The 15366-nt window shown below is 68.7% G+C and carries 15 protein-coding genes and 1 tRNA gene; 10 read left to right on the forward strand and 6 right to left on the reverse strand.

Features of this window, described 5'->3' with window-relative positions; all coding sequences use genetic code 11:
- Positions 1-17 precede the first annotated feature (17 nt).
- Together P0084_RS01200 and P0084_RS01205 are read right to left on the reverse strand one after the other, a co-directional pair.
- Positions 18-94 (reverse strand) — tRNA-Arg (locus P0084_RS01200).
- A gap of 45 nt (positions 95-139) precedes the next feature.
- Positions 140-688, reverse strand: coding sequence for a L,D-transpeptidase (locus P0084_RS01205; protein ID WP_308914966.1), 549 nt, complete (start codon positions 686-688; stop codon positions 140-142).
- A 178-nt stretch (positions 689-866) separates the two neighbouring features.
- Between P0084_RS01205 and P0084_RS01210 the strand changes: the two genes are divergently transcribed.
- On the forward strand, positions 867-1673 hold the full coding sequence (locus tag P0084_RS01210) for a hypothetical protein (RefSeq protein WP_308914967.1): 807 nt from the start codon (positions 867-869) through the stop codon (positions 1671-1673).
- A 33-nt stretch (positions 1674-1706) separates the two neighbouring features.
- Here P0084_RS01210 and P0084_RS01215 read toward each other — a convergent pair whose 3' ends face one another.
- Positions 1707-3209: a CoA-acylating methylmalonate-semialdehyde dehydrogenase gene (locus P0084_RS01215; RefSeq protein WP_308914968.1), complete on the reverse strand. Its 1503-nt coding sequence runs from the start codon at positions 3207-3209 to the stop codon at positions 1707-1709.
- Positions 3210-3370: 161 nt separating this feature from the next.
- Here P0084_RS01215 and P0084_RS01220 point away from each other — a divergent pair, with 161 nt between their 5' ends.
- Positions 3371-3805, forward strand: coding sequence for a CBS domain-containing protein (locus tag P0084_RS01220; protein ID WP_308914969.1), 435 nt, complete (start codon positions 3371-3373; stop codon positions 3803-3805).
- 19 nt (positions 3806-3824) lie between these two features.
- On the opposite strand, the gene P0084_RS01225 is transcribed toward P0084_RS01220, so the two are convergent.
- A complete protein-coding gene (locus tag P0084_RS01225) occupies positions 3825-4253 on the reverse strand; it encodes a hypothetical protein (protein WP_308914970.1) in 429 nt (142 codons plus the stop codon).
- 130 nt (positions 4254-4383) lie between these two features.
- On the opposite strand from P0084_RS01225, the gene trkA reads away from it, so the two are divergent.
- The 8 genes from trkA (at position 4384) to tsf (ending at position 13572) form a co-directional block, all read left to right on the forward strand.
- Positions 4384-5766, forward strand: coding sequence for a Trk system potassium transporter TrkA (trkA, locus tag P0084_RS01230; protein WP_308914971.1), 1383 nt, complete (start codon positions 4384-4386; stop codon positions 5764-5766).
- A 41-nt stretch (positions 5767-5807) separates the two neighbouring features.
- Positions 5808-7268: a potassium transporter TrkG gene (locus P0084_RS01235; protein WP_308914972.1), complete on the forward strand. Its 1461-nt coding sequence runs from the start codon at positions 5808-5810 to the stop codon at positions 7266-7268.
- Positions 7269-7392: 124 nt separating this feature from the next.
- The gene (gene hfq, locus P0084_RS01240) at positions 7393-7647 is read left to right on the forward strand and encodes an RNA chaperone Hfq (protein WP_308914973.1); all 255 of its coding nucleotides are present in this window, start codon (positions 7393-7395) and stop codon (positions 7645-7647) included.
- Positions 7634-9013: a GTPase HflX gene (hflX, locus tag P0084_RS01245; RefSeq protein WP_308915058.1), complete on the forward strand. Its 1380-nt coding sequence runs from the start codon at positions 7634-7636 to the stop codon at positions 9011-9013. The genes hfq and hflX overlap by 14 nt, the downstream gene beginning before the upstream one ends.
- A gap of 914 nt (positions 9014-9927) precedes the next feature.
- Positions 9928-10572, forward strand: coding sequence for a hypothetical protein (locus P0084_RS01250; RefSeq protein ID WP_308914974.1), 645 nt, complete (start codon positions 9928-9930; stop codon positions 10570-10572).
- A 255-nt stretch (positions 10573-10827) separates the two neighbouring features.
- Entirely contained in the window at positions 10828-11385 is a 558-nt protein-coding gene (locus tag P0084_RS01255) for a lipid-binding SYLF domain-containing protein (protein ID WP_308914975.1), read from the forward strand.
- A 419-nt stretch (positions 11386-11804) separates the two neighbouring features.
- The gene (rpsB, locus tag P0084_RS01260) at positions 11805-12614 is read left to right on the forward strand and encodes a 30S ribosomal protein S2 (protein ID WP_308914976.1); all 810 of its coding nucleotides are present in this window, start codon (positions 11805-11807) and stop codon (positions 12612-12614) included.
- A 76-nt stretch (positions 12615-12690) separates the two neighbouring features.
- Positions 12691-13572 carry a translation elongation factor Ts gene (tsf, locus tag P0084_RS01265; protein WP_308914977.1) on the forward strand — a complete coding sequence of 294 codons (882 nt, stop codon included), beginning with the start codon at positions 12691-12693 and terminating at the stop codon, positions 13570-13572.
- 363 nt (positions 13573-13935) lie between these two features.
- Here tsf and P0084_RS01270 read toward each other — a convergent pair whose 3' ends face one another.
- Both P0084_RS01270 and aroQ read right to left on the reverse strand, forming a co-directional pair.
- Entirely contained in the window at positions 13936-14682 is a 747-nt protein-coding gene (locus tag P0084_RS01270; protein WP_308914978.1) for a helix-turn-helix transcriptional regulator, read from the reverse strand.
- A 5-nt stretch (positions 14683-14687) separates the two neighbouring features.
- Positions 14688-15125: a type II 3-dehydroquinate dehydratase gene (aroQ, locus tag P0084_RS01275; RefSeq protein WP_308914979.1), complete on the reverse strand. Its 438-nt coding sequence runs from the start codon at positions 15123-15125 to the stop codon at positions 14688-14690.
- Positions 15126-15366: the final 241 nt, after the last annotated feature.

The following is a 15366-nucleotide window of genomic DNA, read 5'->3' on the forward strand; positions in this document are numbered from 1 at the left end:
GGGTCGGGTCCGGGAATTGGCGCGCCCATGAGGATTCGAACCTCAGACCTCTGCCTTCGGAGGGCAGCGCTCTATCCAGCTGAGCTATGGGCGCTCTGCGAACGGCGATACAGGGGCAGGGGCCCCGCCGCAACCCGGTTCAGATCAGGCGTACCTGCGTCCCGATCGGACACAGGTCGTACAACTCCGCGATCTTCTCGTTGTAGAGGCCGATGCAGCCCGACGACGACCGCCGGCCGATCTTCGCAGTGTCATGCGTGCCGTGGATCAGGTACGCGGGCCAGGACAGGTACATCGCGTGGGTTCCTAAGGGGTTGCCCGGCCCGGCGGGCATGAAGTCCGGCAGGGTAGGGTCGCGCTCGCGCATGCTTTCCGTTGGGGTCCAGGTGGGCCCGACCTTCTTGCGCACGATCTCGGTGTAACCGCGGCGCGTCAGCTCCTCCGACATCGGGACGGAGGTGGGATAGACGCGGTAATCCGCCCCGGTCGAGTTCCAATAATGCAGCGCGCGGCTTTCAGTGTCGGCGATCACCGTCGCGGCGCCCAGGGTGTCGAAGTGGTCGCGCCAATCCAGCCGGACGAAGCTGGCGAGGTTGCGGCGCGTCTCGGTCTGCGCCCGTGCCAGGGCAGGGGCGGCCAGCGTGGCCGCGCCGGCGAGGACGAAGGTACGGCGGGTCGGACGGATCATCGGGCGGCCTCCTGGCGAGCATGCGACGGATGCGATCTATGGGATGCCGGGTCCGGGTGAAAGTCACCAACCCGTGAATCGCACGGATCCGGCACCCCCGGACTCGACCGACGCTACGTCATCCGCTAGGGAGCGGGTATTGGGTTAACCTAGCTTAACGTATTCCAGGGGTTCGAGGATGAGCATTCGACGTTCCATCGCCGCCGCGGCGCTCGTGCTGGCGTCGTCGCAGGCCGCGAAGGCCGATACCGTCTACGTCATCGGCGGCGTTTCCGCCTCGCCGGAGGGGGAGACGTCCGCGCAGGTCACCGCGAACGTGGCCGCCCTGGAACGGGCGCGTGGCAATGCGGTCCAAATCTTCGCCGACGCGCCGGCCGACGTGACCTTGGCCGACACCGTCTGGGACCTGCGGTTCTACGATCGCCGCGGCCTTACAGGGTCGTATCTGTCCTACCTCCAGGGGGGCGGCTCGCTGATCCTGGTGGGCGAGAACAGCTTCTATGCGGGACGCAACGACGCGATCTTCGGGTTGGTGGCGCAGGCGGGCGGCGGCGATCTGTCCTACAGTTGGGCACCCGACGTCCAGACCCTGGCACCCGAAGTGGCCGGCGGGGCGGCCGGCGCCACGGTCGCGCTGACCGGCGCGGGCGGCACGTTCACCCCGGGAACGGGACGGTTCCTGACGACGTCCCTCTGGGGCGGGTCCGCCATCGCCTGGCGTCCGGGCGACCTGACGAATGCCGGGGCCGGCAGGCTGACGGCCATCTTCGACGCGAACGTCCTCGAAGGGGACCGGGGCCCCGGAGCCCAGGCCTTCGCGGGATCGGTGATCGACTTCGTCGCGTCCGCGCCGGCGAGCGACCTTGGCGCACCGGTCGACGTCGTGGACATCGTTCCGACGCCCGGGCCCGCGACGCTGCCCCTGCTCGCCGCCGCGCTCGGGGCGGCCGCCCTCGTCAGGCGTCGCCGCCGCCTGACGGTTTGAGGGGCGGGCGGGGGACATCCGTCCCCCGACCCGTCACTCCATGACGGGAATGCTGAACTCGCCGCCTTCCTTGATGCCCGACGGCCAGCGCGAGGTGACCGTCTTCGTCCGGGTATAGAACCGGAACGCGTCCGGCCCGTGCTGGTTCAGGTCTCCGAACACCGACCGCTTCCAGCCGCCGAACGTGTGATAGGCCAGGGGCACGGGGATGGGCACGTTCACGCCCACCATCCCGACGTTCACCCGTTTGGCGAAGTCGCGCGCCGCGTCCCCGTCGCGGGTGAAGATCGCCGTTCCGTTGCCGTATTCGTGATCCATCGCCAGGCCCAGCGCATCCTCGTAGGTCTTGGCCCGCACGCAGGACAGGACCGGCCCGAAGATCTCCTTGCGATAGATGTCCATGTCGGGCGTGACGTGGTCGAACAGATGCGGCCCCACCCAGAACCCGCCCTCGTGGCCCTGGGGCGCGTTCATCCCGCGTCCGTCCACCACGAGCGTCGCACCGGCATCGATGCCGGACTGGACCAGCGCCTCGATGTTGGCCTTGGCGGCGGCGGTGACGACGGGCCCGTAATCGACCTCCCGGTCGGCGGAGAACGGGCCCACGGTCAAGGCCTCGACCCGGGGGGCCAGCTTCTCGATCAGCTTGTCCGCCGTGCCGTCGCCCACGGGCACCGCGACGCTGATCGCCATGCAGCGCTCGCCCGCCGCCCCGTAACCCGCACCGACAAGCGCGTCGGCGGCCTGATCCATGTCGGCGTCGGGCATGACGATCATGTGGTTCTTGGCGCCGCCGAAGCATTGCGCCCGCTTGCCCGTCGCCGCCGCCCGTTCGTAGATATAGGCTGCAATAGGCGTCGATCCGACGAAGCCCACCGACTGGATCACGGGATGGTCCAGGATCGCGTCCACCGCCTCCTTGTCGCCGTTCACGACCTGCAGGACGCCGGGGGGCAGCCCCGCCTCCTCCATCAGGGCGGCCAGCATCATCGGCACGCTGGGGTCCCGCTCCGACGGCTTCAGAATGAAGCTGTTTCCGCAGGCGATGGCGGGCGCGAACATCCACATCGGGATCATGGCGGGGAAGTTGAACGGCGTGATGCCGGCGGTGACGCCCAAGGGCTGGCGCATCGAATACATGTCGATGCCCGGGCCTGCGCTGTCGGTGAACTCGCCCTTCAGCATGTGCGGCGCGCCGATGCAGAACTCCACCACCTCCAGGCCGCGCTGCACGTCGCCCGCCGCATCGGGCAGGGTCTTGCCGTGTTCGCGGGACAAGGCCTCCGCCAGGGCGTCCATGTCGCGATGCAAGAGCGCCACGAACCGCATCAGGACGCGGGCGCGACGCTGCGGGTTCACGGCCGCCCATTCGACCTGCGCCTTCGCCGCGACCTCCACGGCGCGGTCCAGCTCCGCGGCACCGGCCAGCGCCACCTTGGCCTGGACCTCGCCTGTGGCGGGGTTGAAGACGTCCGCCGTGCGACCCGACTGGCCGTCCACGACCGCGCCCTCGATGTGATGTCCGATATGCTGCATGGAACCCTCCCCGTGTCACGGGGGGTGATACGGGACGGGACCGGGGGGCGAAAGCCACATGTTCCGTCCAGCCCGAGGACCGCCTTTGCAAAGGTGTCCCTTGACCTGACGGCGGGTCAGGGGGGACGCTGGGCCATCGTGCGCATCCATGGGGGACCGACATGCTCGTATCCAAGATCCTGGCGATGAAGGCGACGCAGGGGGTGACCACCGCCGACCCCGACATCACCGTCGCCGACGCGGTGGCCGAACTGGCCGCGCAACGCATCGGCGTGCTGGTCGTCAGCGCGGACGGAACCCACGCCGACGGCATCCTGTCGGAACGCGACATCGTGCGCGAGCTGGGCCGCCACGGGCCGTCAGTGCTCGAACGCAAGGCGTCGGATCTGATGACCCGCGACCTGCAGCGCGCCTCGCCGGAGGACGACGCCCAGGACATCCTGACCCGCATGACCGAAGGCCGCTTCCGTCACATGCCGGTCGAACGCGACGGCGTGCTGGTCGGGCTGGTCTCGCTCGGGGACGTGGTCAAGTCCCGCCTGTCGGAGGTCAGCATGGAGAAGGACGCCCTGACCGCCATGGTCAGCGGCTACTGAACGGGGCGCGCCCGGCGCCTCAGTGGGCGACGGCGACGGCGACCTCGCCGTCGCGCACGCAGGCGCCGGCGGTGTCGAACGGATGGCTCGCCAGGATCCGGACGGTTCCGCGGCAGGCCGGAAGCTCGACCAGCGCATACCCCTTCGCCCCCATGCAGGCCCCCTCGGCCCGGCCGCGCGCCTCCGCCCGTCGCCGCTGCGTGATGTCGTCGAACGGATCGTTCGACGCCCCGATGCAGACGTTGCCCGAACAGCGCCGCACCCCCACGCCGATCCCCACCGTGATGCCGCCGCCCAGAACGGAGGGCGAGCCCGTGCCGGCATCCGCGCGGCAGGCGGCCAGATCGGCACGGGCCTGCGCGCGGTCGACGCCGGGCTTCAGATAGACGGGAACGCTGGCGGCCGCGCAGGCGGCGAGGGTCAGGACGGCGGGCAGGACATATCGCATGGGGGAGACCATAACCCACGGGGCGCCCTGGGCAAACCGCCATTCGCCCCGATGGCGCGGCGTGTCGATTGACCCCGTGGCGCCCGCGACCTAACGCTGGCGGCCACGGAAACGGCCCGGACGGGGTTGCATGAAGGTCATCATCTGCGGCGCGGGCCAGGTCGGCTGGCAGATCGCCCGACACCTGTCGGGGGAGCGCAACGACGTCACCGTCGTCGACAGCGACCCCGAACTGGTCAACCGCGCCACCGACAGCCTCGACGTGCAGGGCATCGCGGGCTTCGCGTCGTATCCCGACGTGCTGGACCGCGCGGGCGCGGAGGACGCGGACATGCTGATCGCGGCCACCTCGTCGGACGAGGTCAACATGGTCACCTGCCAGGTGGCCCATTCCATCTTCACCGTGCCGCGCAAGATCGCCCGGCTGCGTGCGCAATCCTACCTCGCGGCGGTGCGCGCCGACCTTTACCGACGCGACCACCTGCCCATCGACGTCGTCATCAGCCCCGAGCGCGAGGTCGCGGACGCCGCCCTGCGCCGCCTGCGCGCGCCGGAGGCCTTCGACACGGAGGACTTCATGGACGGGCGCGCCCGGCTGATCGGCCTGGCGCTGGACGAGGACTGCCCCGTGCTCGACACGCCCCTGCGCCAGCTGTCGGAGCTGTTCAGCACCCTGCGCGCGGTGGTCGTCGCGGTGCGCCGCGTGGGCGGGCGCCTCTTCGCGCCCGATCCGGGGGACCAGCTCTATGCCGGGGACCTGATCTACGTGATGACCCATGCCGACGACATCGGCCGCACCCAGGAGATCTTCGGCAAGCAGGTCCGCCGGGCCGAACGCGTCGTCATCGTCGGCGGCGGCAACGTGGGCCTCGCCGTCGCCCGCGCCCTGGAGGACGCGCCCGACCGCATCCGCGCCAAGGTGATCGAGCGGAACCGCCGCTGCGCGGAGCACGCGGCCGAAACGCTGGAACGGACGATCGTGCTGTCGGGCGACGGCCTCGACATCGACCTGCTGCGCGAGGCCGGGATCGACCGGGCCGACGCGGTCCTGTGCGTCACGGACGACGACAAGACCAACATGCTCGCCGCCGTGCGCGCCAAGACCACGGGCTGCCGCAAGACCATCGCACTCATCAACGATCCCACCCTGGTCGGCCTGATGAAGCCCATGCGCATCGACGCCTATATCAACCCCCGCCAGACCACCGTGTCGTCCATCCTGCGCCACGTCCGGCACGGCCGCGTGCGCAACGTGTACTCGGTCGGCGACGCGGAGGGCGAGGTGATCGAGGCGCTGGTCATGTCCACCTCGCCGCTCGCGGGCCGGACCCTGGCGGAGGTCGGCTTCCCCGAGGGCGCGCTCGTGGGCGCCATCGTGCGCCGCGACGGCACCTATGTCCGCCCCCGCGGCACGACCCGCATCGACGAGGGCGACGCGGTGGCGATCTTCGCCCTGTCCGACGACGTGCCGGAGGTCGAGCGACTCCTCCAGGTGCAGGTGGACTTCTTCTGACGGGAACGGCCCTCTTCGCGCGGCTGCCGCTGATCGTCGTCGTGGCGGGGGCGCTCGCGTCGTCCATGGCGGTGCCCGCGCTGCACGCGCTCGCGCGCGACGCCCACGCGGAAGCACGGGCCTTCGCCTATTCCGGCGTCCTGTCGCTGGCGGTGCTGGGGGCCTTCGCCTTGGCCACTATGCGCCGCCCCGTCCGCCTGCAGGCCCGCGCGCATTTGCTGACGCTCGTGGGGATCTTCGCGCTCCTGCCCGTGATGGCCGCCACCCCCCTGACGCAGATCGTCCCCGAAGCCCCGTTCCTCGACCTCTGGTTCGAGATGGTCGCCGCGCTGACCACCACCGGCGGATCGCTCTTCGCCCCCGACGCCCTGTCGCCCAGCGTCCACCTGTGGCGCGCGTTCGTGGCGTGGCAGGGGGGCCTGATCGTCTGGATCGCCGCGGTGGCCCTGCTCGCGCCCCTGCGCCTGGGCGGGTTCGAGGTCACGTGGTCGATGGGCGACACCCGCGCGACGCCCCTCAACACCCCTTATGCCCGCACGGACGACGCGGCGCGCCTGGCGCGCTACACCGGCGCGCTCGTGCCGCTCTATGCGGGGCTGACGGCGATCCTGTGGTCCGCGCTGGCCGCCACGGGGCAGGGCGGCACGGAGGCCGCGATCCACGCCATGTCCACGCTGTCGACCTCCGGCATCACGGGCGACGGCCCCCCGCCCGGACCCTTGGGCGAGGTGGCGATCTTCGCCTTCCTGTTCTTCGCCGTGTCGCGCCAGACCTTCGCCGCCGACCTGCACCGCGGCCAGGTCGCGCGCCTGGCCGCCGACCGCGAGCTGCGCATGGCGCTGGCCATCGTCGGCGCCGTCACCCTGGTCCTGTTCCTGCGCCACTTCGTAGGCGCCTTCGGCCTGCGCGGTGGGGACGACGACCTGATCCGCGGGGCCACCGCGCTCTGGGGGGCCGCCTTCACCACCTTGTCCTTCCTGACCACCACCGGGTTCGAGGGCACGGGCTGGGACGGCGCGCGCGCCTGGTCGGGGTTGGAGAACCCGGCCGTCCTGCTGGTGGGACTCGCCATCATGGGCGGCGGCGTCGCCACCACGGCGGGCGGGGTCAAGCTCCTGCGCGCCTATGCGCTCTACGCCCACGGACGGCGCGAGATGGGGCTCCTGGTCCATCCCCATTCCGTGGGCTCGCACTCGCCCGACGCGGCGCGGATCCCCGCGCGCGGGGTCCAGTCGGCCTGGGTGTTCTTCATGCTCTTCGCCACCTCGCTCGCGGTGACGACGCTGGCGCTGGGGCTGGCCGGCCTGGATCTGCGCGCGGCCCTCGTGCTGGCCACCGCCACCCTGACGACCTGCGGGCCCCTGGCCGCCGTGGCGCTCGAAGGCGGGGCGGGCGCGGTGTCGGACCCCGCCAAGGCGATCCTTGCCGCCGCCATGGTCGTGGGCCGGCTGGAAACGCTGGCGATCGTGGCGCTCCTGAACCCGGACTTCTGGCGCCGCTGACACGAATCGCCGCCCATGCGCCGGATCGGGGGTGGTCACGCGCGGGATCGCCGACCATAAGATAAAGCGTATCACGAAACCAAGACGGCCCGCGCAAGGCCGCGAGCCACAGGGACCACCCCGAATGCCCGCCGAAAGCAAGCAGAACCTGCAAGAAACCTTCCTCAACCAGGTCCGCAAGACGAAGGTCCCCGTCACGATCTTCCTGATCAACGGCGTCAAGCTACAGGGCGTCATCACTTGGTTTGACAACTTCTGCGTGCTATTGCGCCGCGACGGACAATCCCAGCTGGTGTTCAAGGGCGCCATAAGCACGATCATGCCGTCGCAGCCCGTCAACCTGTATTCCCCTGAGGACGAAGCCACTGGCGAAGCCTGAGCCGACGGACACCGCCGCGCGCCCCACGCGCGCGCTGATCCTGCACCCCGACACCCGCGGCGGCGACCGGTCCGGCCGCGACCCCCACCGCGCGCTGGACGAGGCCGTCAGCCTCGCCGCCGCCCTGCCGGGCCTCGTGGTCGCGGGCGCCGACGTCGTGCGCCTGCCAAAGCCCCATCCCGGCACGCTGTTCGGATCGGGCAAGGTGGACGAGCTGCGCGACCGGCTCGCGGACGACGAGGTCGAGTTGGTGCTGATCGACGGCACCGTCACCCCCGTGCAGCAGCGGAACCTGGAACGGGAATGGAAGGTCAAGCTGCTCGACCGGACCTCCCTGATCCTGGAGATCTTCGCCGACCGCGCCGCCACCCGGGAAGGCGTGCTGCAGGTCGAACTGGCGGCCCTGTCCTACCAGCGCACCCGCCTGGTCCGGGCCTGGACCCACTTGGAACGCCAGCGCGGCGGACTGGGCTTCGTGGGCGGGCCGGGCGAGACGCAGATCGAGGCCGACCGCCGCGCCATCGACGACCAGATCGCCCGTATCCGCAAGCAGTTGGAGAAGGTCACCCGCACGCGGGAGCTTCACCGCGCCGCGCGCGCCAAGGTCCCGTACCCCGTCGTGGCCTTCGTCGGCTACACCAACGCGGGCAAGTCCACGCTGTTCAACCGCCTCACGGGGGCGGAGGTGATGGCGGAGGACATGCTCTTCGCCACGCTCGACCCGACCATGCGCGCCGTGAAGCTGTCCACGGGCGGCGGCAACCCCGCCCTCGACGTGATCCTGTCGGACACGGTGGGCTTCATCTCCGACCTGCCCACGCAACTCGTCGCCGCCTTCCGCGCGACCCTGGAGGAGGTGCTGGAAGCCGACGTCATCCTCCATGTCCGCGACGTCGACCACCCCGAATCCGAACGCCAGGCCGGCGACGTCGCCGCCGTGCTGGAAGGGTTGGGGGTGGACCCCGACGTCCCGATGCTGGAGCTATGGAACAAGACCGACCGCCTGGACGCCGACCGCGCCGCGACCTTGGCCAACGTCGCGGCCCGCCGCGACGACGTCTTCCTGGGCTCCGCGGTCACGGGCGACGGCCTGCCCCCCCTCCTGTCCGCCATCGCCGCCCGCCTGTCCGCCGACCTGACGGACGCGGCCCTGACCATCCCCTTCGACCAGGGCGCCGCCCGCGCCTGGCTGCACGAGGCCGGCGCGGTCACGGCGGAGGACGCGGGCGAGGGCGGGCACGAGGTATCCGTCCGCTGGAGCCCCCGGCAACGGGCGGTCTTCGCGCGGGAGTTTCCGCAGGTGTTGGAGGCGGATCGGGCAGGGGACGACACGGCCGAGGTGACGCCGGGGGGATGGTCGCCCTGAGGGATGTACCCGGAATAATCGTGTTGAATAGTGACCTATCCGTTTGGACGAGATAACGGGATGGGACGTCGGTCTGATCGCGATGGCAGCCTATGTCGCCAGCACGATAATCGCCACGGACCCCAACTTGCCCGGCAACGCATGGATCGGTAGCCACGAATCATGCTCCGGCTTACGAAAGCTCAGATAGACGTTGGTCGCATTAGACCATTGAGAGCGCTTTGGCGTCACCGAGCCGCGCGACACGGGATGTCACGAGACCGATGCGAAGAACTAGAGGACGAGGTGGTCGGTTGGCTTATTGAGCATGACGTACAGCAGCCGGCGAATGTCGAATTTGTCGTCACCGCTTCTGCCCGCACGGATGGCGCGTTCCTTGTGGCGGAGCCCATCGAGCTAGCCATGCGCCACGCCCACGGCGAGTATGAACTGGTCATTGGGGCAATCCGACGTCAGGCAGCTGAAAGCATCCGCGGAGGCAAAGCATAATGCCTGCTGTCGCTCTCCTGTTCACCCCTCCCGCCTGGGCAGCGATCGGCGCAGCGGCGAAATGGACGGCCGTAACCTTGGGTGTTGCGGGGACTGCTGCCGCAACGGGGTACGCGATAAACGAGATGACACGCGAGAATGAGGACGAAACCGCACCCACGACGGATACCCGAGCATGCGAGACATGCAGGCAGAACTGTCCGCCCTGCGTTCCCCCGGTAGGTACGCGAATGTTCAAGCGTTTGGATCGCGTGCCGCCCTCCAAACCTCACCATCCATGTCCGGGGGACCACGTCCATATCCTGGTGCGAAACCAGGACCCGCGCACCTGTATTTGCAGATGGAACAGACCCCGAAGCCCCGATGACGTCATCTGTATCCCCCAAGGTGGCGATGCCCCGACGGACCTCTTCTTCCCGTGACCCATGCCTAGACTTTCGCAGATCCCGGACCAGCCCATCGCCATCGACCTGCGTATCGACCTCCGCAAAGCCAAGGAAATGCGGGCGGCATGGCCAGTCGACTACTCGATATGGCCGGACGATCCGTTCGGCGCATCCGCAGATCAGAACGTTTGGCCAAGCGTCTTCGTCGATCCGGGACAGGCTTCGGCAGAACGCATCGTGATCGAGCCGGGCGAAGCACCCTATTGGGATGCGTTCAACATGTGGGACGATGTGCGCGACATGATGGGCCATATGCGACCGCTTCCGATCGTGACCGATGTCGTCGCCCTCGGCCTCGACCGGGACCCCTCCGTGCATCTTCCGCAGGACTTCGCTTTGGCAGGTTTGGCGCAGAACGGCGTCAGTCCCGAAACCCGGGAGATGGAAGCGGTCCTTCTGGGCTACGACGTCACCGACGGCGTTCTCGAGTCCGCGCTCTTCGCCCATGACGGGATCGGATTGGACTTCGAAGTGCGGGACGTCCAACGGTCGGTCTACGGTCTCATAGGCACGCTGGACGCCGCACGGTCCCTGCGACGGCGCTTGGAACCGTTTGGGCCGCCGAACGCGCCGCTCCACTGCATCTCGGTTTGGTCCTTGGGGGAACGTCCGGCGACGCGGTGATCCTCACTGTGCTTCCGTCGATCGCATCAACTTGATGCCGGTCGCGGAGAACGTCCGTTTCGCCGGATGCCCGCCGGCGAACGACACAGGTTGCGGACCGCATGGGGCCGGGAGCGTATGGCACGCGCCAGGTCGTGCGGGTGCCCACCCACACCGCGCAACCCCCGCGTGACACACCCCCCATCCTCCGCTATCCTTTCACCCATCGGGGCGCCAAGACCCCGTTCGGGCAGTGACATCGCACAGGACAGCATCATGACCACCTTCACCCGTCGTCGCCTCCTGGCGGCAGCTATGGCACCCGTGGCGCTGGCGGCGTGCGGCAACGGCGTCGGATCGGCGGGATCCAGCCGCATCGACGCCCGCGTGCGCGCGGCGCAGGCCTTCATGTTCGACACCATCCCCGAAACGCGCGACCTGGCGGGGAAGTCCGCCGGCATGCTGATGATGCCGCTCGTGACCGAAGCCGGGTTCGGCCTGGGCGGGGCCTATGGCCGGGGCGCGCTGATGGTGAACGACGTGCCGGTCGACTACTATTCGGTCGCCAACGCGACGATCGGGCTCCAGATCGGGGCGCAGCAATACAGCCACGCCCTGTTCTTCATGACGCAGCCCGCGCTGCGGAACTTCCGCGCCTCCACCGGCTGGGTCGCGGGCGCCGACCTGCGCTATGCCGTCTCGACCTCGACCGCCGCGCTGACGACCGACACGACCACGCTGCTGACCCCCGTGGTCGCCGTCATCTTCGGCCAGGCCGGCCTGATTGCGGGCGCCACCCTCGAAGGGCAGAAGTACACCCGCATCCTACCCTGAGCGGAAGCGCCGAGCGGCATCGCGGGGCAGGCGGTGCGTGGGCGATACGCCCCCGCGTCCGCGCCGGGGCGAAGCACGGACCTCGAAGGGACGGGGCGATCCGGGGGACCGTCCGGCCGGACGGGGCGCGCGCCGCTACGGCGGGTGGTCGGATCACCCCCGGCATGGAGCGGTCCTGCCTGGCAAGTCCCGCGCAACGCACGGTGCCCGTCTGCCCGCGCGTATGCACGGGGGGTGCACGGGGGGTGTACGGGGGGTGCATCGGCATTCGTGGGGTTGCGGCCTTGCGACATTCGGCATAGGGGCGCGTCACTTCTCAGGTGGGGGCGGGCTTTCGGGACAGACATCCCCGGCGGTCCACCGGTTGGGTTCACGCCCTGATCCCCCGCTGTGGCTCAAACCGGAAAGGTAACGATATCATGGCTTTGCCTGAATTCTCTCTGCGTCAGCTCCTCGAAGCCGGGGTCCATTTCGGGCACCAGACGCAGCGCTGGAACCCCCGCATGGCGCCCTACATCTACGGCGCGAAGAACGGGATCCACATCCTCGACCTGACGCAGACGGTCCCGCTGCTGGACCAGGCCCTCAATGTCATCCAGGAAACCGTCGCCCGCGGCGGCCGCATCCTGTTCGTCGGCACCAAGCGCCAGGCCCAGAAGCCCATCGCCGACGCCGCCGAACGCTGCGCGCAGTACTACATGAACCACCGTTGGTTGGGCGGCACGCTGACCAACTGGAAGACCGTGTCGAACTCGATCAACCGCTTGAAATCCATCGACGAAGCGATCGACCAGGGCGGCGAGGGGCTGACCAAGAAGGAACGCCTGGGGATGGAGCGGGACCAGCAGAAGCTGACTGCGACGCTGGGCGGCATCCGCGAAATGGGTGGACTGCCGGATCTGCTCTTCGTTATCGACGTGAACAAGGAAGACCTCGCCATCGCCGAAGCGAAGAAGCTGGGCATTCCGGTCGTCGCGGTCCTGGACACGAACACCTCGCCCGAAGGCGTGGATTATCCGATCCCCGGCAATGACGACGCGGCCCGGGCCATCGCGCTCTACTGCGACCTGGTCAGCCGCGCCGCGCTCGACGGCATGTCGGCCCAGCTGGGCGCCGCCGGCATGGATCTCGGCGAGTTGGAGGAGGGCGCGATCGACGAATCCGCCGATGCCCCGGCCGCGGAGGCCACAGCCGATGCCCCCGCCGAGGACGCCAAGGCCGACGCGTAAACGCTTCGTTAACGGTGCGAATCCGGGCGCGGGGCAGGGGCCCCGCGTCCGCTTACCCATTGAAAGGACATCCGAAATGGCAATCACCGCTGCACAGGTGAAGGCGCTGCGCGACACCACGGGCGCCGGCATGATGGACGCCAAGAAGGCGCTGACCGAGACGGACGGCGACATGGACGCCGCAATCGACTGGCTTCGCACGAAGGGTCTGGCGAAGGCCGCCAAGAAGTCCGGGCGCACCGCCGCCGAAGGGCTGGTCGCCGTCGCCGTGAACGACGGCGCGACGAAGGGCGTCGCGGTCGAGGTCAACTCCGAGACCGACTTCGTCGCCAAGAACGCCGAGTTCCAGGCCATGGTGAAGGACATCGCGCGTTCGGCCCTGAACGTCCCCGACCTCGGCGCGCTGACGGAGGCCGAGATCGGCGGCAAGTCCATAGGCGCGATCATCACCGACAAGATCGCCACGATCGGCGAGAACATGTCCGTCCGCCGCATGGTGCCCCTGTCCGGAAGCGCGATCACGACCTATGTGCACAACGCCGCCGCATCCGACATGGGCAAGATCGGCGTGCTGGTGGCCTTGTCCGGGGCCAACCCTGCCTTCGGCAAGCAGGTCGCCATGCACATCGCCGCGACCAACCCCGCCGCTCTGAACGAGGCGGAGCTGGATGCTGCGACCGTCGAGAAGGAGCGTCAGGTCCAGATCGACATCGCGCGCGAATCCGGAAAGCCGGAGCAGGTGATCGAGAAGATGATCGACGGCCGCATGAAGAAGTACATGGCCGAGGTCACGCTGGTGAACCAGCAGTTCGTGATCGATCCCGACGTCACGGTCGGCCAGGCCGCGGAGGCCGCGGGCGTCGAGGTCACCGGCTATGTTCGGTTGGAGGTTGGCGAGGGCATCGAGAAGGTGCAGGAGGACTTCGCCGCCGAGGTCGCGAAGGCCGCGCAGGGCTGAACGGACGACGAACGAAGCGCCGCCGGTCCCCGGGGAGGGGGGGGCCGGCGGCCTCCGCCGCGGACCCGCGGGGGGATGTGGCGGGGTCTCGATGCCGACACCCGGGCGACTATGACCCGGATGCCGACAAGTGCCGAACTTCATCGACAGGGCGCGGAAGGTGCCGGGAACCGTCCGGCCATCCCCTCCGTCCCATTAGTCCCTGGCGAAATTGCCATCACTCACAAGACGTCGCCTTGATCGGATATCCGTGGCTACCAAGGAAGTAAGGAAATCCTTACCTTTCCGGTTTCACGCCGCAAGCCACTGACGGGACTCGATATTTTCTGCCACCGTTTCGTCGTCGCGATGGTGGCGACCCGTCTAGCCCGAGATCGTGAAGAACTGATGCTGCAGGCTCAGCTTCAGGATCGCCTGCGCGGTCGTTTCGACGTCCAGGGCGTCGCGGGCAAGGCGCAGGTGCTTCTCGACGGTGGCCGGGTTCCGTTCCAGCAGGATCGCCACGTCCTGAATGGTCTTGCCGTCCGCGACCAGCTCCAGCACCTCGCGCTGCCGATCGGTCAAGACGCGGATGTGATCGGTATGGGGCAGGGCGATGATCTTCAGGTGGCAGACATGCGCCACCAACTCGATCTCGCGCCCCTCCCGCGCCCAGAGGTCGTCGACCTCCATCTGCGTCAGACGGGTCGAGCCAAGCCCGATCCCGAAGCCCGACCGCAGGGACGACCGCGGAAAGCTGACGGCATAGCCGGCGCCCACGCCCACGCGCTTGTTGAACGCGACGACCTTCATCTCGGCCTCGGTCAACTCGCCGTTGCGCGCCTGTCCCTCGATCGCGCGCCAACTGATGGACCCCGTCTCCCGCATCGCCCAGCGGACCACGGGGGCGTCCCGGAACAGACCGCCGTCCACATAGACGTCGGTGAACTCCTTGGGATAGTTCGTCAGGATCAACGCGTCTTTGATGTCGCCCGCCCCAGACGACGTCTTGAAGTGGGTGGCCGCGTACAGGATCCGGTCGAACCCCTTGTCCGTCATGTAATCCGTCTGGATGTCCCAGACCTCCGCGACGCTTCCGCATTGCGTGATCCGATGCAGCAGGTCCAGCATCGCCGTCATCCCGTCAGCCGTTCGGTCAGCGCACGCAGCGCCAGCGGATAGCCCCGCACCCCGAAGCCCGCGACGACGCCCAGGCAGACCGGCGCGATCGCCGAATGGTGACGGAAGGGTTCGCGCGCATGGACGTTCGAAACGTGAAGCTCGATGCAGGGCAGGGCGACGCCCGCGATGGCGTCCCGCAACGCGATGGACGTATGCGTATAGGCGCCCGCGTTCAGCACGATCCCGTCGTGCCGGTCGCGACAGTCGTGGATGGCGTCGACCAGAGCCCCCTCGTGGTTCGACTGGGCGAACGCCACGTCGATCCCCAACTCGTCGCCCAGCGCCCGGCACGTCCGTTCCACGTCGTCCAGCGTCTCGTGCCCATAGGTCGCCGGTTCGCGCGTCCCGAGAAGGTTGAGGTTCGGTCCGTTCAGGACGAGAATCGAAGTCACGCCGCCCTCCGCAGTCATGGCGACGCTAGCGGAAGCCGCGTCACCTGTCGACGTGAACGTCCACAGGTTGGTGGCGATCGATCGAACACATCGGGAGGTCGCGCATCGGCCCATTGACCGTGGGTCTCGCTCGTACGTAGGACCTGCTCATACCGATCGCTTCGGGGGGCTACGGGCAGGAATGGCACCCTCAGGAACCGAGGGTATGTCGATAAGCAGAATTATGTATTCTCTAAACGCA

Source organism: Jannaschia maritima (assembly GCF_030973515.1).
In the GTDB taxonomy this organism is placed as follows: domain Bacteria; phylum Pseudomonadota; class Alphaproteobacteria; order Rhodobacterales; family Rhodobacteraceae; genus Jannaschia; species Jannaschia maritima.